At 34.9% G+C, this 19,030-nt stretch carries 16 protein-coding genes; all 16 read left to right on the top strand.

The window, feature by feature from the left end; translation table 11 throughout:
• Positions 1–131 precede the first annotated feature (131 nt).
• The 16 genes from AZF04_RS00310 (at position 132) to AZF04_RS00235 (ending at position 19,027) form a co-directional block, all read left to right on the top strand.
• Complete coding sequence (locus AZF04_RS00310; protein ID WP_061947073.1) at positions 132–605, top strand: DinB family protein; 474 nt, start codon at positions 132–134, stop codon at positions 603–605.
• Between the two features lie 28 nt (positions 606–633).
• Positions 634–1,629 (top strand): oxidoreductase, encoded by a 996-nt coding sequence (locus tag AZF04_RS00305; protein WP_061947072.1) that lies wholly within the window; start codon positions 634–636, stop codon positions 1,627–1,629.
• A gap of 248 nt (positions 1,630–1,877) precedes the next feature.
• Positions 1,878–3,215: an MATE family efflux transporter gene (locus AZF04_RS00300; protein ID WP_061947071.1), complete on the top strand. Its 1,338-nt coding sequence runs from the start codon at positions 1,878–1,880 to the stop codon at positions 3,213–3,215.
• A 108-nt stretch (positions 3,216–3,323) separates the two neighbouring features.
• Positions 3,324–4,442 carry an endospore germination permease gene (locus tag AZF04_RS00295; protein WP_061947070.1) on the top strand — a complete coding sequence of 373 codons (1,119 nt, stop codon included), beginning with the start codon at positions 3,324–3,326 and terminating at the stop codon, positions 4,440–4,442.
• Positions 4,414–5,898 carry a spore germination protein gene (locus AZF04_RS00290; RefSeq protein ID WP_061947069.1) on the top strand — a complete coding sequence of 495 codons (1,485 nt, stop codon included), beginning with the start codon at positions 4,414–4,416 and terminating at the stop codon, positions 5,896–5,898. Before AZF04_RS00295 ends, AZF04_RS00290 begins: the two co-directional genes overlap by 29 nt.
• 5 nt (positions 5,899–5,903) lie before the next feature.
• Positions 5,904–7,070 (top strand): Ger(x)C family spore germination protein, encoded by a 1,167-nt coding sequence (locus tag AZF04_RS00285; RefSeq protein ID WP_082795235.1) that lies wholly within the window; start codon positions 5,904–5,906, stop codon positions 7,068–7,070.
• Between the two features lie 68 nt (positions 7,071–7,138).
• Positions 7,139–9,073, top strand: a complete 1,935-nt coding sequence (locus tag AZF04_RS00280) for an ATP-dependent DNA helicase (protein ID WP_061947067.1) — start codon at positions 7,139–7,141, stop codon at positions 9,071–9,073.
• 40 nt (positions 9,074–9,113) lie between these two features.
• The gene (locus tag AZF04_RS00275) at positions 9,114–10,847 is read left to right on the top strand and encodes an ABC transporter ATP-binding protein (RefSeq protein WP_061947066.1); all 1,734 of its coding nucleotides are present in this window, start codon (positions 9,114–9,116) and stop codon (positions 10,845–10,847) included.
• Positions 10,847–12,688 (top strand): ABC transporter ATP-binding protein, encoded by a 1,842-nt coding sequence (locus AZF04_RS00270; RefSeq protein ID WP_061947065.1) that lies wholly within the window; start codon positions 10,847–10,849, stop codon positions 12,686–12,688. The genes AZF04_RS00275 and AZF04_RS00270 overlap by 1 nt, the downstream gene beginning before the upstream one ends.
• A 12-nt stretch (positions 12,689–12,700) precedes the next feature.
• Complete coding sequence (locus tag AZF04_RS00265; RefSeq protein ID WP_045481843.1) at positions 12,701–13,273, top strand: class D sortase; 573 nt, start codon at positions 12,701–12,703, stop codon at positions 13,271–13,273.
• 429 nt (positions 13,274–13,702) lie between these two features.
• Positions 13,703–14,554 carry a putative beta-lysine N-acetyltransferase gene (gene ablB, locus AZF04_RS00260; RefSeq protein ID WP_061947064.1) on the top strand — a complete coding sequence of 284 codons (852 nt, stop codon included), beginning with the start codon at positions 13,703–13,705 and terminating at the stop codon, positions 14,552–14,554.
• A 74-nt stretch (positions 14,555–14,628) separates the two neighbouring features.
• Positions 14,629–16,038 (top strand): lysine 2,3-aminomutase, encoded by a 1,410-nt coding sequence (gene kamA, locus AZF04_RS00255; RefSeq protein WP_061947063.1) that lies wholly within the window; start codon positions 14,629–14,631, stop codon positions 16,036–16,038.
• Positions 16,035–16,307, top strand: coding sequence for a YokU family protein (locus tag AZF04_RS00250; protein WP_412459184.1), 273 nt, complete (start codon positions 16,035–16,037; stop codon positions 16,305–16,307). The genes kamA and AZF04_RS00250 overlap by 4 nt, the downstream gene beginning before the upstream one ends.
• A 41-nt stretch (positions 16,308–16,348) precedes the next feature.
• Positions 16,349–17,713 carry an aspartate aminotransferase family protein gene (locus AZF04_RS00245; protein WP_061947062.1) on the top strand — a complete coding sequence of 455 codons (1,365 nt, stop codon included), beginning with the start codon at positions 16,349–16,351 and terminating at the stop codon, positions 17,711–17,713.
• Positions 17,703–18,383 (top strand): 3-oxoacid CoA-transferase subunit A, encoded by a 681-nt coding sequence (locus AZF04_RS00240; protein ID WP_061947060.1) that lies wholly within the window; start codon positions 17,703–17,705, stop codon positions 18,381–18,383. The genes AZF04_RS00245 and AZF04_RS00240 overlap by 11 nt, the downstream gene beginning before the upstream one ends.
• Positions 18,368–19,027: a 3-oxoacid CoA-transferase subunit B gene (locus AZF04_RS00235; protein WP_061947058.1), complete on the top strand. Its 660-nt coding sequence runs from the start codon at positions 18,368–18,370 to the stop codon at positions 19,025–19,027. The genes AZF04_RS00240 and AZF04_RS00235 overlap by 16 nt, the downstream gene beginning before the upstream one ends.
• Positions 19,028–19,030: the final 3 nt, after the last annotated feature.

Below are 19,030 nucleotides of genomic sequence, written 5' to 3'. Positions count from 1 at the left end.
CATTTATTATTTATAAGGTATTGGCTTAACACTTTAAGCCAATACCTTATTCTGTTTTTTACAAGCAAAAAGCTTTCGTGAGGAAGATTGTTTTGGATATACTAGAAGGGTTCCATATAAAGGAGGATTTTATGTTTAGAAAATTAGATGACTTTGTGAATATTTGGCAGGTTGAATCACAGAAAACGATTCAATTATTAACTCATGTAACCGATGAGACTTTAGACCAGAACATTGTAGAGAATCATAATACAATTGGTTGGTTAAGCTGGCATCTTGGGGTTTCTGTAATTGGACTGGGTGGACTCGCTTCAATTCCTTTTAGTATTAATAAAAACCAGAAACAAATACCACGCACAGCAGATGAAATTGTCAACACTTATGAAATAGCTACAAGTGAATTTCTATCGTATGTAAAAAAGAATTGGGATGACCAAGAATTATTAAAAGAAATCGATATGTTCGGACAAAAAATACCATTAGGTACGTTGCTGTTTATGATTATCGAACATCAAACCCATCACAGGGGCCAATTAACTGTTTTGATGAGACAAGCAGGTTTAAAAGTAACAGGTTTATTTGGACCTACTAAAGAAGAGCAATAGCACTTATTGATTAAAAGGAGTGTCATTTGTGAATAGCTTTCTTGCTTATGTTTTGAATAAAAAAGAACATGACGAAATAGATGGAAGCATCAAAAAGCTTACAAAAGATGATTTACCTGAAGGAGATGTTTTAATTAAGGTAGCCTACTCTAGTGTGAATTATAAAGATGCGATGACGTTAAAGCGTGATAATAAAATCGCCTCTTTTTATCCATTAATACCAGGCATTGATTTATCAGGTACGGTCTTGGAATCAAAAAGTGCAAAATTCCATCAAGGGCAAAAGGTGATTGTAACGAGTTATGAATTAGGTACGGCACATCATGGCGGTTTTTCGCAATTAGCACAAGTCCCAGAAAAGTGGGTCGTTCCGCTACCGTCTGAATTGTCTTTGAAACAAGCGATGTTATTTGGGACTGCCGGCTTTACTGCAGCTTTATCGATTTTAAAGTTGAGAGAGTCAGGACTGACAAAAGAAGCGGGACCAATTTTAGTAACCGGTGCAACTGGCGGTGTCGGTAGTATGTCTATTACTATGCTTGCTTCATTAGGTTTTACTGTAGTAGCCAGTACAGGAAAAAAGGAATGTTACGATTTTTTATTATCATTAGGAGCAAAAGAGGTGATTAGTAGAGAAAGCTTGTTAGAAAATAAGAAACCTCTACAAAAGTCGAAATGGGCAGGCGTAATAGATTGTGTTGGTGGAGAAACTCTCGCACAGGCTATAGCGCAAACCAAATATGGTGGCGTTGTTGCAGCTAGTGGTTTAACGGGAGGAGTAAATCTTCCAACAACAGTCTTTCCATTTATTACGAGAGGCGTTGAATTAAAAGGTATCGATTCTGTTCAATATCCAATGTCGAAAAGGCTAAAAGTTTGGCAATTTATTAATGATACGATCCCATCACTTGATAAAATGAATGAAATAACTAAAATCATTAGTCTTCATGAAGTGCAAAAGTCGATGGAAATATTGTTAGCCGGAAAGTCGATTGGCAGATATGTAATCGATTTATCTCAGTAATACTCTTAATGTCAGTAAAAGAAAAGAAGCAAGAGGCAAAAAGCTCTCTACTTCTTTCTTTTTTTGCGAAAAAATGAACATCTTCCTTATATGCCATCATAAATATTTTCTTCATTTTCAGATTTCTCTTGTAATTGTATCTATTTTGATTTAACGTAATACTAAACATATTTTTCGTGTTGCGAAATATAATGGTAGTAGCATCACAAATATAGAATAGTAGAATGAAGTAGGGTGGAGAAATATACATGAAAGAAAATGAGGAAGAAAATCAATTAACGACAAAGCAAATGTTGCTTTTTTTTATTCCCCTTGGATTATCTGCAAGCTTAGTCATGATCTCGCACTTAATTATAAACGGAACACTAGCAAGAGGTGATGATCCAGAGTCCATTATTGCGAGCTATGCTTTAGCAATGAGCTTATTTGCGATTACAGAAAGATTAGGCGTCTTATTAAGACATACATGCTCTGCTCTAGTTAGAGATCAATTAACGTTTAATAGCATGCAAAGAGTTAGTATGTATGTTATTGCAACTTTATTATTATTAACGGCGATTATTGCCTTTACTCCTGTGGGTCCTTTTATATTTATTCATTTGTTTGGAGCAGAAATACAGCTCGTAGAGCAAATCGTATCGGTTTATCAGTTATTAATCTTTGTGACGTTCTTTTCTGCCATTCGTTGTTTGTATCAAGGCGTTATTATTATCAATAAAAAAACAAAGTGGCTGACAATCGGTATGATTATCCGGTTAATTGGAATGTATATATTTTCACTCATTTTCATTCATTTTGGAACTATTAATGCAACGACCGGGGCATGGATATTCTTAGTCGGGATGATCATCGAAAGTGCAGTCAGTTATTGGGAAGGGAAATCCTTAGTTAAAAAGCTTCCTGTAAAAGAAGAAAAAACGACTAAAAATCAAAGTCAAATTTTTGTTTTTTATCGTCCTTTAATACTTTCCTCTTTAATTATTGTTATGATTGGTCCAATGATTAATATATTTTTGGGGAAAACAGCGCAAATTGAATTAGCTATCGCCTCATTTGCTCTTGCGCTTAGCATTGCCCAGCTATTAATTAGTTTCTTCTCTTATATCCATCAAATTGTTTTGTCTTATTATCAAAAGGATAGTCAAAAGGTGAAACAATTTTTAATGATGATAGGATTTATTCCAACCCTTATATTATTACTGCTCTCTTATACGAATCTTGGCCCTTTTTTAATTGAAAATATTCTAGGAGCAACAGGTGAATTGCTAACGGCCACGATTATGAGCTTAAGGGTTTTTGTTATTTTAGTGCTTGTATTCCCATTCATTGATTTTTGTAACGGTCTTTTATTACTGAAAGGACAAACAAAAGTAATGGTATTCACCCAATCGTCAAATGTTATAACCGCACTAGTTATTTTATTGGTTTTATCCTTTTATTTTCCACATTGGAACGGAATGATTGGAGCCTTTGCGCAATCAATTGGAATGGGAGTGGAACTAGTTGTCTTATTAATCTTTCTAAAAAGGAAGAAAGTTCAATTATTAATGAAAGAAAAGTTACGACCATTAAATAGAAAAGGGTAGTCTTGTAAAAAATCATCCTCATTAGGGTGATTTTTTTTTTATGGAATGAATAAAAAAAGCGCTAATAGGGGCAACTAAAAAAATAAAGATTGTCACGGGGGTATCCTTATGATAGCTGTCGATAAAATATCGATTTCACAAACATTTCTGATTTTGTTATTATCTATTGGTTTGGTTAATCATGTGACAATTATTCCGTTACTTTTACAATTTTCAAATAAAGATTCATGGATTGCCGTATTACTAGCGCTTCCTTTTTGTATTTTGTGGGCATGGCTTCTTGCCTTACTTATGAAAAAAACGAATTCTTTGCACTTTTTAAGCTGGTTAGAGCAAAGAACGGGAAAGTATGTTAGCTATCCTTTGGCCATTATTTTTATCACTATATTTTTTGTAAATGGCTTTACTACATTAAAAGAGGTCATAGAGTGGACAAAGCTCACTTATTTAGTAAACACGCCGAAAATCGTCACAACATTAACTTTAATTATCATTATTTTTTATTTGTTAAATAAAGGAATTAGAACAATCGCAATCGTTTCAGGGATTCTTTTGCCATTTGTAATCTTATTTGGCTTTTTTGTCACAATGGCTAACCTACAGTTTAAAGATTACGGTTTATTACAGCCTTTTTTCACAACTTCCTATTCGGATATAAGCAAAACACTACTGTATATTTTGAGCACGACTTTTGAAACTTTTTCCATATTGCTCATTCAGCATCGATTAACTAAAAGAATGAAAACTCAGCATTTTTCGCTTTTAAATTTTTTCTTAATTGGTTTAACATTAGGTCCTTTAATGGCTTCGATCGCACTCTTTGGTTTGCATTCCATCGATATGCGTTATCCAGCCTATGAACAGTGGCTATTAGTACGGATTGGTGATTATATTTCCAATGTTGATTTCTTATCGATTTATCAATGGTTATCAGGAGCTTTTATTCGCACCACTTTTTCGGTGTATTTAATAATAGAGCTAACACAATACCTTTTTCAGACTAAAAAAAAATTAGTGATTTTAAAAGGGACGGTGCTGATAAGCTTTCTATTGATGATTGTTACACCTGTTTTATCTTTTATTAACATTATTGATTTTTATAAGGTTTATTTTAAAGTGCTGTTTTATATTTATGTAGCTGTTATGATTATTAGCTTTTTTATTATTTTGACTGTAAGTAAAAAGGAGGGGAGGATGATTGAAAATAAAATATCGAAGCAAGGATGATAATGAGAGTAAGCAGCAACAGCCCTATAATTCCTATTCTTTAGAAGCTTTAAAAAGTGATCATTTAAAAACCATTCGACAATTATTAGCTCATTCAGATGATTTTGTTTTTCAAACGATATCGTTTAAAGAAGAGGAATTAACGTTAATTTATTCGAGCTCAATGATTGACTTAAAGCAATTAAATGACTATTTGTTACCAAAACTCTCAATGTTTTTTGACGAGGTGGACACCTTATGGGATGAGCATTATCATTCATTGGCACTTAGTAAGATTTCATCAAACGATTCTTTGTTTGAAAATTTGCTGAGTGGAAACTTATTAATCTTCTATCATGATAAGAATCAATTTTATTTTAGAGTAATGTCAAATGTAGCAAAAAGAGAGACAGAAGAATCGGCTACGGAGATTTCTGTAAAAGGACCTAGAGATGGCTTTACCGAGGACATTCATACGAATATTTCTTTAATTAGAAAAAGGCTTAAAACACCTTTATTAAAAAATAAAATGTATGATTTAGGCAAGAAAAGTCAGACGGTAGCTGCTTTATTCTATTTAGAGGGGACAATAAGTTCATCAATCCTCGATCAAATTATTCAAAAGCTTGATGAATGTGACATTGATTATGTTGAAAGTAGTCAGCAGCTTGAGGAGTATTTAGGAAATGGTAGGTTTTCACTGTTTCCATTAGTGAACTATGGGGGGCGCGCTGATATTGTGGTTCAAAGTCTAAAGAGAGGTAGGTTTGCTTTAATTATTGATGGCTCACCAATGGTATTAATTGCTCCTACGAATTTGACGGAACAAATAAAGTCACCTGAGGATTATTACAACCCCTTTTATTTTGTAGCACTTGAGCGATTATTAAGAGTATTTGGGCTTTTAGTATCTGTTTTTTTACCAGGGTTTTGGGTGGGTATTTCTACTTATAACGTTGAGCAAATTCCCTTTCATTTATTAGCAACCATAAGTAACTCTAGGTTTGGTATCCCTTTTTCTGGGCCAATGGAAGCTTTTTTAATGATATGGATGTTTGAAATATTTCGCGAAGCTGGAGTGAGATTACCAAAGTCAGTCGGACAGACGATAGCTGTTATTGGTGGATTAATCGTTGGAGATGCGGCTATCAGAGCTGGACTTACTTCACCAACACTATTAGTTGTCATGGCTGTCTCGACAGTGGCTCAATTTACTCTGATTAATCAATCGTTAATTGGGACGGTAACATTATTGAGGCTATTCATTTTAATCATCTCATCTTTTTTAGGGATGTTTGGTTTTTTTGTTGGACTATTTATAACCATTTGTTATGCAGCTGGATTAACTTCTTTTGGAGTCGGTTATTTAGAGCCTCTTTCACCTGTTACCTTTCTTGATTTGATAACAGCCGTTTTAGATAAACCGAAAAGTCTTAAAGTTCATATTCCAAATATTATTACGAAGAAAAAGGGTTGAGAGAAATGAAGGTTGTACTGAAGTGGATATTAATGCTTTCTCTCCTATGCTTATTAGCAGGGTGCTGGGATTTATATGATGTTCAAGATTTAAACTACTCGGTGGCAATAGGGTTAGATTATAATCCAGAAACGAATAAATACATAGCTTATTCTCAAATGCTGGATTTTTCTTTTGTAGCAAAAAGAGAAAGTAACCCGGGTCAAGAGGCTCAAGTATATATAGGTCGATCTGAAGGAGATACGATTAATATGGCTATATCGAACTTATATCAATCATCTCAAATTAGAACGCTTTGGAGTCATGTGACATCTGTCGTTTTCACAGAAAGATTATTACAAAATGGACTACAAGAAGTTTTGGATGGTTATACAAGGTATAGTGAAACAAGGCTGTCACAATGGGCATTTGCAACTAATGAACCGATTGATGAAATTTTTGCAGCTCCTGCTTTTTTTAATTTGTCTAGCTTGGTTACTCTGTTACATAAACCAGAAGAAATCTTAGAGCAAAAATCATTTGTAGACAGCTTATACTTAAAGGATGTTTTCATTCATTATAATGAGCCTGGGAAAATTACAAAATTGCCTTCATTAAAAATAAATCGTACTCAATGGAAAAAAAATCTAGAGCCAACCAATAAGCTAGAGTACAATGGTGTCTATGTTTTAGAGGACCATCAATATAAAGGCTTTATTTCTTTAGATGAATATAAAGGCTATCATTGGGTGAATGAAGATACAAAAAGATATCCTCTAATGCTAGAAAAAGAAGGGAAAAAAATAGCCGTGTTAGTTTTTGATTTTCCTAAAATTGAAATGAGTCAGCAAGTAGTAAATGATGAAGCCATTTTTAATGTTCATATAAAAATGGAAGGAAACATTGTAGAGTTACTAGAAGAATTACCTGTAGACGAATTAGAAGAATTAGCAGAATCAATCATAGAAGACCAGGTTAAAGCAACCTATGACTGGGCAAAGAAGCGTCAAATAGATTTGTATGAATTAGAATATTTCTTATATACGAAGCATTACAAAGACTGGAAGGAAATCATTTCTTCACAGGATACAGGATTAGAGAACTATTCCTTAAATCAAATAAATGTTGAGGTAAATATCGACCATTCTGGATTATTAAAACCTAAAGAATTAATAGAAACGAAAGAGAGCTGATTTATATTCATTTCTGCTTCTTTTTAGTATAATAATAAAGTTATGATGCTGACTTAAAGGAGATAGAAATGAAAGACTTACCTTTTAAACTTGGTCGAAACGACCACTTTTTTCAGAAATTAGGGGAATATGTAGGAGATTTTTTTTATGACATCATGCCAGAGCATGGCTATGAGCTTAGAGATGAACAAATTTATATGGCTTTTCAATTAGAACAAGCTTTTATATCAAAAAAAACCATTTTTGCAGAGGCTGGAGTTGGCACAGGTAAAACCATCGTTTATTTAATGTATGCAATTTTATATGCAAGATATTTACGTAAGCCAGCTATTATTGCTTGTGCTGATGAAACACTAATTGAACAAATTGTCAAAAAGGGTGGAGATAAAGAGAAGCTGGAACAAATGTTTCAATCTCCAATCGATGTTCGTTTAGCAAAAGCGCGAGAAAATTATATTTGTGTTAAAAAGTTAGATCATCTGATTTTGAGCACAGATGATGAAGAAATCCATAAAGTATATGATCAAATACCCTCTTTTGTTTTTCAAGAAACCCATTCGATGGATTCTTATTATCGCTATGGTGATCGTAAGGAATATGAATGGTTATCGGATGATAAATGGGAAGAAATTGCTTATGACCCTTTACAGCAGTGTTCCGTTTGTGATTTGCGACATCGATGTGGTCAAACCTTAAATAGGGAATATTATAAAGCGGCTTCAGATTTAATGATATGCTCTCATGATTTCTATATGGAGCATATTTGGACAAAGGAATCGAGAAAACGAGAAGGACAGCTGCCATTGTTACCAGAGGCAAGCAGTATCATATTTGATGAGGGGCATTTACTAGAGTTTGCCGCTCAGAAAGCATTTACCTATCGATTTAATTCCGATACTCTTACTAAAGTCCTTACAGGTTACACAGAAGAAAATGTACGCGAAGAGACTTTATTTTTAATTGAGGAAATTCTTTTACTACATGATGAGTGGTTTGATGAGATAAGAGAACATTCACAAAACGTTGTTCATTCAACAAAAATGAAAATTGAGCGTACCCCTTCTATGATTAATATTGCTCAGAGGTTGTTTCAAGTTGTGGAAAAACTTCTAGACGAGCTTGTTTTTGATGTACAACTATTTACGATGGACCGGTATTATTTAAACATGATGGAAGAGTATCTTGATTTTTTCCTTTTAGGGATAAAAACATTTCTTCAGGAATCAGAAGGAATTATATGGGTAGAGGAAAATAGGGGAGAACTATCGCTAGTGATTATGCCTCGATTAGTAGATGGAACACTGAGTGAAGAAGTCTTTTCGAAAGAGTTACCTATCGTTTTTTCTTCTGCAACTTTATCAAAAAATCAAGATTTTTCTTATATTACTTCAAGTCTTGGCATAAATAAAGCTCTATCATTTTCTGTAAATTCTCCCTTTGATTACGAATCAAAAATGGCTATTGATGTTCATATACTTCGAGAAGACCAACAGGTGTTATGGGAGGAATTAGAAGAGGCTCTGATTAAGAATGAAGGGAAAAGTTTGATTTTATTTCGAGCAAAAAACGAGATGGAGGATTTTCGAAAATGGGCAAATAATAAACAATGGCCATTCTCATTATATTTTGAGGGTGATCAGGAAATTAGTTTATTAGTAGAACAATTTCAGAATGAAATCTCTTCTGTTTTGCTTTCCTATCATCTTTGGGAAGGGCTCGATATTCCAGGTGAGTCACTTACACAAGTACTCATACCAGGATTACCTTTTCCACCAGAAGACCCCGTTTTTGAAGCAAAAAGAAAAGCGACTGATTCCCCTTTTCAAGACGTAGACCTTCCTTTTATGATTTTACGCCTACGTCAGGGGATGGGAAGATTAATTAGAACACAAAATGACTCGGGTGCAATTACGGTTTGGATGAAAGAAAGAGAGTATGAAGAATTATATCAAGAACTTAATGAAGCGATGCCTACAAGTATAAGGCTTAAAAATGAATCCTAAAGAATTTATCGAAAGCTACAACAAGTAAGGAGTACAGTAAATGAGAAGTATATTAAAGTATTTAACTCAATATCGCTGGTTCATTGTCTTAGTTTTAATCCTAACATTATTAGGGAGTTTATTAGAGTTATTGTTACCAACTTTAATGGCCCAAGTAGTGGATATTGGAATTGTAAATGAAGATGTGCCGTATATGCTTCAAATGGGTGGATGGATGCTCGTCTGTTCGATTTTAGCTATTCTACTGTCGATAACTTCCTCATTTTTCGCTACTAGAGTGGCACTTGGTTTTGGGAAAGATATTCGTAAATCATTATTTGTGCATGTTGAAAAGCTGTCGGTTGAAGAATATGAAAGAATTGGGGCTGCTTCTCTTATAACGAGAACGACTAACGATGTTAAACAAGTGCAAGATGTTATGAATATGATGTTAAGAATGATGACAAGAGCGCCATTAATGTTAATTGGTGGGATTATTTTAGCTGTTTCTCGTGATGCTGGCCTATCTTTAATATTTTTAGGAGCGTTACCAGTATTAGCTATAACGATTTTTTTTATTAGTAAAAAAGCCATTCCTTTGTTTTCTGTTTTACAACAGAAAACAGATCGATTAAATTTGATTTTGCGAGAAAATTTAAACGGAATCAGAGTCATACGAGCATTCAACAGAGAAGAAACGGAACAAAAGAGATTTAACTCAGCTAATGAAGAATTTCGTGATACGGGAATTCGAGTTAATCAAATCATGTCATTTCTTTTTCCATTAATGATGCTCATTATGAACTTTACAAATGTAGCAATTGTTTGGTTTGGTGCCATTAGAATTGAGCAAGGGCTGATGGAGGTTGGTAACTTAATCGCCTTTATACAATATGCGATGATGATTTTAATGTCACTAATTATGCTTTCATTTGGTTTTATCATGATTCCGAGAGCGCAGGCCTCAGCTAAAAGAATTAACGAAGTATTAAATATGAAGCCTTCTATTGTAGACCAAGACTCGAACTCTACGAAGAAAACATTTTCTTCTTCAGGTGTCGTTACCTTTGACTCTGTCAACTTTCGCTTTGAAAATGCCGAAAAGTTAGTACTCGAACAGATTGACTTTGAGGCGAAGCCAGGAAAGATGACCGCTATAATTGGAAGTACCGGATCCGGAAAATCGACATTATTACATCTAATCCCTCGTTTTTTTGATGTTGAAGCTGGAAGTGTTTCAATAGATGGAGTCGATGTTCGTTCCATTAAACAAGAAGCCCTAAGAAAGCAAATTGGCTTTGTTCCTCAAAAAGCTACCTTATTTACGGGTACCGTTGCCGAAAATATGAGAGTGGGTAAAAAAGACGCAACAGACGAAGAAATTAAAGAGGCCTTAAAAATAGCCCAAGCATATGATTTTGTCATGGAGAAAGAAGATGGATTGAATAGTGTCATTGATAAATCAGGTGCTAATTTATCAGGTGGTCAAAAACAAAGGCTTTCAATTGCTAGAGCGATACTAAGAAAAGCAAGTATTTATTTATTCGATGATAGCTTTTCTGCACTAGACTATAAAACGGATGCGAGATTAAGAAAAGAATTAAAAACTCATTTAAAAAATTCTACTTTTATTGTCGTTGCTCAGCGAGTAAGCAGTATAAAAGATGCTGATCAAATCATCGTGATAAATGAAGGAAAAATGGTTGGGAAAGGTACTCACGAAGAGCTGCTAGTAGATAATATAATTTATCAAGAAATTGTTCGCTCTCAATCATCAGAGGAGGAGAGTGCGTAATGAGTAAAGAATCTACTACGAATAGTAAGCACAGACCAGGTCCTTCTCATCATGGACCGATGATGATGGCGGAAAAGCCAAAAGATTTCAAGAAAACCTTCAGAAGGTTATTTTCTTATTTAAAACCGCAAAAATGGGCGATTTTATTGGTGATTTTAGCCTCTGTTTTTGCTACTTTATTTAATGTTGTCAGTCCAAAAATATTAGGGGATGCTACCTCTTCTATATTTGATAGTTTTACTTCTGGACTACCGGTTGATTTTACTTTTTTAGCTAAGCTTTTAATTTTCCTAATGGGCTTATACGTGCTAGCAAGCTTTTTTAGCTTTATACAACAATTTATCATGGCAGGAATATCGCAAAGAATAGTAGCAGGTATACGTAAGGAAGTAAAAGAAAAATTTACTCGCTTGCCATTATCTTATTTTGATAAGCATTCAACAGGGGATTTATTATCAAGAGCGGTTAATGATATTGATAATATAAACAACTCTCTTCAGCAAGCATTAACGCAAATTATTACATCTGTCATAACGATTATTGGAATTATTTTGATGATGCTTATCATTAGTCCACTTTTATCTTTGGTTATTTTAGTGACCATTCCTTTAAGCTTACTTGTCATCCGGCTAATAGCTAAAATGTCACAAAAGTATTTCGTGCAACAACAAAAAGAGTTAGGTGCCATTAATGGCCATGTTGAGGAGATATTTAGTGGACATCAAGTTGTAAAAGCTTATGGTCAAGAAGAAAAGGCGATTGAAGATTTTAATGTTATTAATGAAAAACTTTATCAAACAGGTTGGCGATCTCAGTTTATATCAGGTCTCATGATGCCACTTATGATGTTTGTATCTAATATAGGATATATTCTAGTTAGTATAGTTGGAGGGTTACTTGTTATTAACAATTCAATTAGAATTGGTGATGTACAAGCGTTTATTCAATATACTCAACAAATCTCTCAACCGATGACTCAAGTGGCTAGTGTGGCCAATTTAATTCAAACTGCATTAGCTTCAGCAGAACGAATCTTTGAATTACTAGATGAAGAGGAGGAAATTCAAGAAGATGAAGCTAATGTTGAGTTAAGTCACTTAGCATCCTCTGTAGAATTTCATAGGATTACTTTTGGTTATGAACCTGACAAACCGGTCATTAATCCTTTTTCACTAGATGTAAGTTCTGGACAAACGATTGCGATAGTTGGACCGACTGGTGCCGGAAAAACAACATTAATTAATTTATTATTGCGTTTTTATGAAGTGAATGAAGGAAGTATAAAAGTAGATGGAGTCTCGTTACAGGAGCTTAGTCGTAAGCAGGCGCGTTCATTATTTGCAATGGTTCTTCAGGATACATGGTTATTTAAAGGGACAATTTATGATAATATTGCCTACGGAAAAGAGGGCGCTACTAAAGAAGAAGTAGTGGCAGCGGCAAAAAAAGCATTTGCGGATGATTTTATAAGGACATTACCTGATGGGTATGATACAATTTTATCTGAAGATGCTTCCAATATTTCACAAGGTCAGAGGCAGTTATTAACAATAGCAAGAGCTATTTTATCAGAACCGAAAATACTAATCTTAGATGAAGCGACAAGTAGTGTGGATACAAGGACAGAAATGAACATACAACACGCGATGAAGGATATGATGATCGGTCGAACTAGCTTTGTAATTGCACATAGACTTTCAACAATAAAAGACGCAGATTTAATTTTAGTTTTAAATAAGGGAGATATTGTAGAAAAAGGTTCTCATCAGCAATTGTTAGACAAAGAAGGTTTTTATGCAGAGCTTTATCAAAGTCAATTTGATGAGCATTCAGCAAGTTAAGGAGGGTCCATTATGAAATATGTTGCTTACCTTATAATGATTGTTGGTCTCGTTTTTCTAGCCTATGGAGGTTATGAAATTTTTCAATCTAGCCAGAAGCAAAAACAATCATTAGCAGAAGCTAATCAAGTATTAGCTATGGATGGGGACCACACGGTTGAAGGACCTGATTCCATGGATATATCAGATGGTGATGTCATCGGCTTATTGAAGATTCCTAAGTTAGAAAAAGATCTGCCGATTATTTCAGGAACAGAAGAAGAGGAGCTGGATCGTGGAGTCGGTCATTACAAAACAACCGTACTTCCAGGACAAGGTGACCAAGTTTTATTATCTGGTCATCGAGACTCTGTTTTTAGAGGTTTTGGAGAGCTTGAAAATGGTGATCAATTTATTGTTGAAATGCCTTATGGAACTTTTACATATGAAATGTATGATTCTGAAATTGTTCCTGAGGATGATACAACGGTTATCCGCTCAACAGCACCTGACGAAATTCTAACATTATCTACCTGTTATCCGTTTAACTTTATCGGACCAGCACCAGACCGATATATCATCTATGCTAAGCCAGTTTTAGACTAATAACGAAACAAAAGAGGCTTGGATAAAAGCTGTTTTAAATAGCTCATGTAGCGAAACATGAAATGATGTGTAGTGGATGCATTCACAAATGACGAAAGGACCTTCCTTCTTACCAAAAGAAGGTGGGTCCTTTTGGATTTGTTCCTTTATGAAAGGTGAAATCTAGCGGACACAAGGCACGCAGACTCCAGATGGATGAAGCTCCTATACTGAAATTCACCTTTTAAAAAAGTTCGTTCGCTGAAACCCGACCAGACTTCTGTGGCTTTTGGTAAGAATAATGGAGTATTTACCATGTGTGGTGTACTTCATTCATGAGTAATGTCCCTCACTTTTTTCTTTCATGTAAACGAAACTTTCAACATAAGGAAAAGCTCATCAACCATATAATAGAATAACATTCTTTTGATTGATTTTTAGGAGGAAATTATGCCAGATACTTATAAGAACAAAATGATACAGACAGAAACGTTACAGGCACAACTTTATTTAGATTGTTTTAACAAAAGAATTCGTGTCGATGAATTTTCAGGTTCTGTAAACGATTTATTCGATGCGTTACGTTCTGAGTTATCAGCATTTCAATATGAAAAGCTGATTATTTATAGCAGGCCAAATCAATGGGAGGAACTAGTAGAAGCTGGGTTTCAATTAGAGGCTATATTTAGTGGTTTTTTTAATGGCATTGATAATTTCGCAATGTGTAAATATGTTCTAAACGAAAGAAAGAATAAGGGAAATTGGGTATCAGAAGACGATTTACTAGAAAAAGTTAGAAGTAAGCCTATAAAATCTCTTGCAGAAAAAAAAGAGGTTCATCAGATAAAAGTAGTGTCAGATAAAGAGGCTGATCAATTAGCAAGCTTTTATCAAGGTATTTTTGAAAGCTACCCTGTTCCTATTCACGATCCAGACTATATATTAAAATCCTTAAAATCAGGCAATTCCTTTTATGTGATCAAAAAAAATGATGCAATTCTTTGTGCAGCTTCAGCTGATATTAACCAAACCTATCATCATGCTGAAATTACAGATTGTGCAACCTCCGTTCATTTTCGTAATCACGGACTAATGAAGCAATTGATTCCGTATATTGAGAACGATTTAAAAAAACGAAACATCTACTATTTATACTCTCTTGCAAGAGCAGGTTCCTTTGGGATGAATCAAGCATTTTATCAATTACACTATGATTACAAGGGAAGAATGGGTGCTAATTGTATCATGTTTGGTGATTATGAAAATTTAAATGTATGGGTAAAAAACCAAAAAAATAATTAAGTATTCATTCGCTTCTTTTTTCCTTAGCCAAGTTTATTGCATATAAATATTGAAAGGAAGAGGAGGCGAATATCATGAAAAATTTCGTTTACAAACCCAATAGACATTGGCAGGAGGTTGAATTATGGAAAGACGTAAGTCAAGAGCAGTGGGATGACTGGCTTTGGCAGCTTACACACACGATTAGAACGTTAAAGGATTTAAAGAAGGTGATTAATTTAACTCCTGAAGAAGAAAGAGGTGTACAAATCGCCACCAAAACCATCCCACTAAATATTACCCCCTATTATGCATCCTTGATGAATCCAGATAACCCAGATTGTCCAATCAGAAAACAATCCGTTCCCATTGACTCCGAGCTAAACAAATCAAAATATGATTTAGAGGATCCTTTAGAAGAAGATGAAGATTCACCCGTATTAGGATTGACACACCGTTACCCTGACCGCGTTTTATTTCTAGTGACCAATCAATGCTCCATGTATTGTCGGTATTGTACGAGAAGGAGATTTTCCGGTCAAATAGGAATGGGTGTTCCAAAAAAACAGTTAGATTCTGCCATTGAATATATTCAAAACACTCCACAAGTAAGAGATGTGTTAATTTCGGGAGGAGATGGTCTGTTAATTAATGACCATATCCTTGAATATATATTAAAGAACTTAAGAGCTATTGACCATGTAGAAATTATACGAATTGGAACAAGGGCTCCTGTAGTCTTTCCTCAACGTATTACCGATCAACTATGCGATATTTTAAAGAAATATCATCCTGTTTGGCTAAATACTCATTTTAATACCTCGATTGAAATTACGGAGGAAGCGAAGGCTGCTTGTGAAAAATTAATAAATGCTGGTGTACCTGTTGGAAACCAAGCCGTCATTTTAGCTGGAATTAATGATAGTGTTCGGATTATGAAAAAGTTAATGCATGATTTAGTAAAGATGAGGGTCAGACCTTATTACATTTATCAATGTGATTTATCAGAGGGAATTAGTCATTTTCGTGCACCGATTTCAAAAGGGCTAGAAATTATTGAAGGATTAAGAGGTCATACATCAGGTTATGCGAATCCACAATTTGTAGTTGATGCTCCTGGTGGTGGTGGAAAAATTACTTTACAACCAAATTACATTTTATCTCAAAGTGCGGATATGGTCGTAATCAGAAATTATGAAGGAGTTATTTCGGCATATCCAGAGCCAAAGGACTATAATGCTAATGCTGCAGATCCTTATTTTGAAACGGTCTATCCAGTCTCAAAGAATGAAAAAGCACAGGAAGGGATCGCAGCGCTTTTAACCGGGGGAAAAACGACGATTTTACCAAAAGGATTAGAACGATTGGAGCGCCGAGATTTATTTGAGAAAAATCCAGAGCGTAGCACTCTTAAGGATAAAAGAGAAATACGAGAAAAGCTGAAAGAAAAGAAGTACCAAGCAGAGTTAAAAAAGGCAAAGGAGGAAGGAGATAGTCAGTCATGATGACATGTTTATGGTGTAATGAACAAAATGTCAAAGAAATGAAACATACGGTTTATTGGGAATTACCGGCAGGAGATCGAGCTATTATCATTTTGGAAACACCCAGTCTTCATTGTGAGAATTGCCAGATGGTCTACCAGGATGATCAGTTTGTAGAGGGGATTGAAGACCAGCTGATGTTAATTGATACTTCAAAATTGCCTTCACAAATTTCCTATCAGGAGTTAATGAGCCGTCCTAGGTGGTTAAAACGAAATTATTTTCGGTAGAGGTAAGGTCATTTTAATAACCTCAGAGGAGGCACACAGTGATGAAGCAAAAGTCATTTTTGATCAAACCAGAGATGAATAAACGATACAAAAAAATTACTCATGGTCGTGGTGTTTATTTATTTGATGAAAATGGCAAGGCTTATCTAGATGGTTCTTCCGGCGCCATTACGGTAAATTTAGGACATAATGTAAATGAAATCAAAAAAGCGATAAATGCTCAAGCAAATAAAGTAAGCTTCGTTTATCGTTCCCAATTCACTACAAATGAATCAGAGCAATTAGCTTCCAAGATAAATGGTCTCTTTTCATTTGATGAAGATTTTTATTCATTTTTTGTTAACAGTGGTTCTGAAGCTACAGAAACCGCTATAAAAATGGCGATTCAGTATTGGCAAGACCGAAACAAACCAACTAAACAATTTATACTCTCAAGGTGGTTTAGCTATCATGGTATTACGAGAGGGGCACTATCCTTGTCTGGTTACAGAAAAAGAAGAGAGAGATTTGAAGCAACTCTTGAAAAGTCACCCCAATTAGAAGCTCCTTATTGTTATCGATGCCCTTTTCAATTATCTTACCCTAAATGTAATGTGCGGTGTGCTTATGAGCTAGATACGGTCATTCATAAAATGGGCTCTACTCATATTGCTGCCTTTATTGCCGAGCCTATTGTAGGAGCGGCTGGAGCTGCTTTAACACCTCCGAAGGAATATTACTCGATTATCTCAGCTATATGCGAAAAGCATCAAATACTATTTATTGCCGATGAGGTCATGACTGGAATTGGTAGAACAGGCGATTTTTTAGCGATTGACCATTGGCAAGTAAAACCAGATATTATCATTCTTGGTAAAGGGTTAGGGGCTGGTTTTACTTCAATTGCTGCAGCCTGTATAAGTGAATCTTTATATTCAACACTTGCTAAAAACTCTGGTTTTATAATGAGTGGACACACGTATAGTGCCAATCCTCAATCAACTGCTACAGCTTTCGCAGTTCTTGAATATATTGAAAATGAACAATTACTAAAGCAAGTGCAGAAAAAAGGCGAGTATTTAATGACAAAACTAACAAAGCTCTTAAAACCATTCGATATCGTTGGTGATATTAGAGGAAAAGGTCTTTTAATAGGTGTAGAGCTTGTTGAAGAACGTTCGACGAAAAAAATGTTTCCGAGACAAAATAAAGTACTTGAAACATTGCTTCAGATAGCTGAGGAGGAAGGACTTCTATTATATCCAGCTCAAGCAGGAAATGGGGTAAGGGGGGATGCCTTTTTAATAGCACCTCCCTATATCATTAGTTATTCTGAAATGAATTTATTATTAAGAAAAATAGTAAAAACTCTTGAACGGCTTTCTTCTCCTGATAAAAAGGAAGAGGAGGATAGTCATGATCAATAAAGAAACTACAGAGAAATATATTAGAGGTTTATTTAAGCATGGTCAAACCATTATGGTCGGTGGGTTTGGCGGGATAGGAAATCCTCCTACTCTGTTAAAATTATTGAAACAATCCAGTACGTCTTCTTTAACGATGATCAGTAATGATGCAGCATTTCCAGATATAGGGGTTGGGCGTTTGTTTTCTAATAATCAAGTTAAACAATTGATTACCTCTCATATTGGCTCAAACCCTTTAGCAGGTGAAAAAATGCTCCAAGGTGATTTGCAAGTTGAGTTTTGTCCTCAAGGTATATTAATGGAACGAATTCGAGCTGGAGGTGTTGGCTTACCTGCTTTTTTAAGCAATATTCAATACGCTGAAGCCTTAAATCTTGAGAAGGAAAAAATAGAAATAGATGATCAAGTTTTATATATAGAGAAGGCTTTAAAGGCTGATATAGCTTTAATATATGCCAAAAAAAGTGATCGTTTTGGCAATTTATTTTATGAATCAACAGCAATTAATACGGCACCTGTCATGGCAATGGCGGCTACTATAACGATAGTGGAGGCTGAAGAAATTCTTGAATTAGGCGAACTACAGCCTAATGAAATTATGACCCCAGGGATATTTGTTAATCATGTTCTTTTAAGCAAAGGAGTTGATTGGAAATGGGCCTGGGAATAGAGCAAATTAAAAAAATGGCTCAAAGAGCTGAATTAGAAATGCAGAGAAATAGTATCGTTAATTTAGGAATTGGCTTACCTTCTTATGTCACGGATTATATTCGTCCAGAAAAAGGAATTATGCTTCAAGCTGAAAATGGAATTTTAGGAATGGGTAGTACTCCTAAAAAAGGCTACGAAGATCCAATGATTTGCCATGCAGGAGGACTGCCAACGACCATTCAAAAGGGTGGTTCTTTTTTTGACAGTACCCAATCATTTGCTATGATACGTGGTGGCTATATCGATGTAGCGATTTTAGGAGGTTTAGAAGTTAGTGAACAAGGAGATTTAGCTAATTGGATTATTCCAGGAAAAAAGGTATCTGGAATTGGTGGGGCAATAGAATTAGCACAAAAAGCAAAAAAGCTAATCATAATGATGACTCATCAAAACAAAAATGGTCAATCAAAAATCGTCAAAAGATGCCAGCTGCCCTTAACAGCTGAGAAGTGTGTCAATATGATTATTACGGAGAAAGCAGTAATACATGTGTCGAAAAGAGGTTTAGAACTGAAAGAAATTTTTCTACCATATTCGTTAGAGGAAGTTCTTCAATCGACAGAAGCATCACTATATCTTTCACCAACCATATTGAGGAGGTAAAGT

It is taken from the genome of Alkalihalobacillus trypoxylicola, from assembly GCF_001590785.1.
In the GTDB taxonomy this organism is placed as follows: domain Bacteria; phylum Bacillota; class Bacilli; order Bacillales; family Bacillaceae_D; genus Alkalihalobacillus; species Alkalihalobacillus trypoxylicola.
This window is presented reverse-complemented; position numbering and strand designations above follow the sequence as displayed.

Excerpts from the sequence above, each read along its gene's own strand:
- AZF04_RS00310 (WP_061947073.1), top strand. The coding sequence starts at position 132 with ATGTTTAGAAAATTAGATGACTTTGTGAATATTTGGCAGGTTGAATCA.
- AZF04_RS00300 (WP_061947071.1), top strand. The coding sequence starts at position 1,878 with ATGAAAGAAAATGAGGAAGAAAATCAATTAACGACAAAGCAAATGTTG.
- AZF04_RS00295 (WP_061947070.1), top strand. The coding sequence starts at position 3,324 with ATGATAGCTGTCGATAAAATATCGATTTCACAAACATTTCTGATTTTG.
- AZF04_RS00285 (WP_082795235.1), top strand. The coding sequence starts at position 5,904 with ATGAAGGTTGTACTGAAGTGGATATTAATGCTTTCTCTCCTATGCTTA.
- AZF04_RS00280 (WP_061947067.1), top strand. The coding sequence starts at position 7,139 with ATGAAAGACTTACCTTTTAAACTTGGTCGAAACGACCACTTTTTTCAG.
- AZF04_RS00275 (WP_061947066.1), top strand. The coding sequence starts at position 9,114 with ATGAGAAGTATATTAAAGTATTTAACTCAATATCGCTGGTTCATTGTC.
- AZF04_RS00270 (WP_061947065.1), top strand. The coding sequence starts at position 10,847 with ATGAGTAAAGAATCTACTACGAATAGTAAGCACAGACCAGGTCCTTCT.
- AZF04_RS00265 (WP_045481843.1), top strand. The coding sequence starts at position 12,701 with ATGAAATATGTTGCTTACCTTATAATGATTGTTGGTCTCGTTTTTCTA.
- ablB (WP_061947064.1), top strand. The coding sequence starts at position 13,703 with ATGCCAGATACTTATAAGAACAAAATGATACAGACAGAAACGTTACAG.
- kamA (WP_061947063.1), top strand. The coding sequence starts at position 14,629 with ATGAAAAATTTCGTTTACAAACCCAATAGACATTGGCAGGAGGTTGAA.
- AZF04_RS00250 (WP_412459184.1), top strand. The coding sequence starts at position 16,035 with ATGATGACATGTTTATGGTGTAATGAACAAAATGTCAAAGAAATGAAA.
- AZF04_RS00245 (WP_061947062.1), top strand. The coding sequence starts at position 16,349 with ATGAAGCAAAAGTCATTTTTGATCAAACCAGAGATGAATAAACGATAC.
- AZF04_RS00240 (WP_061947060.1), top strand. The coding sequence starts at position 17,703 with ATGATCAATAAAGAAACTACAGAGAAATATATTAGAGGTTTATTTAAG.
- AZF04_RS00235 (WP_061947058.1), top strand. The coding sequence starts at position 18,368 with ATGGGCCTGGGAATAGAGCAAATTAAAAAAATGGCTCAAAGAGCTGAA.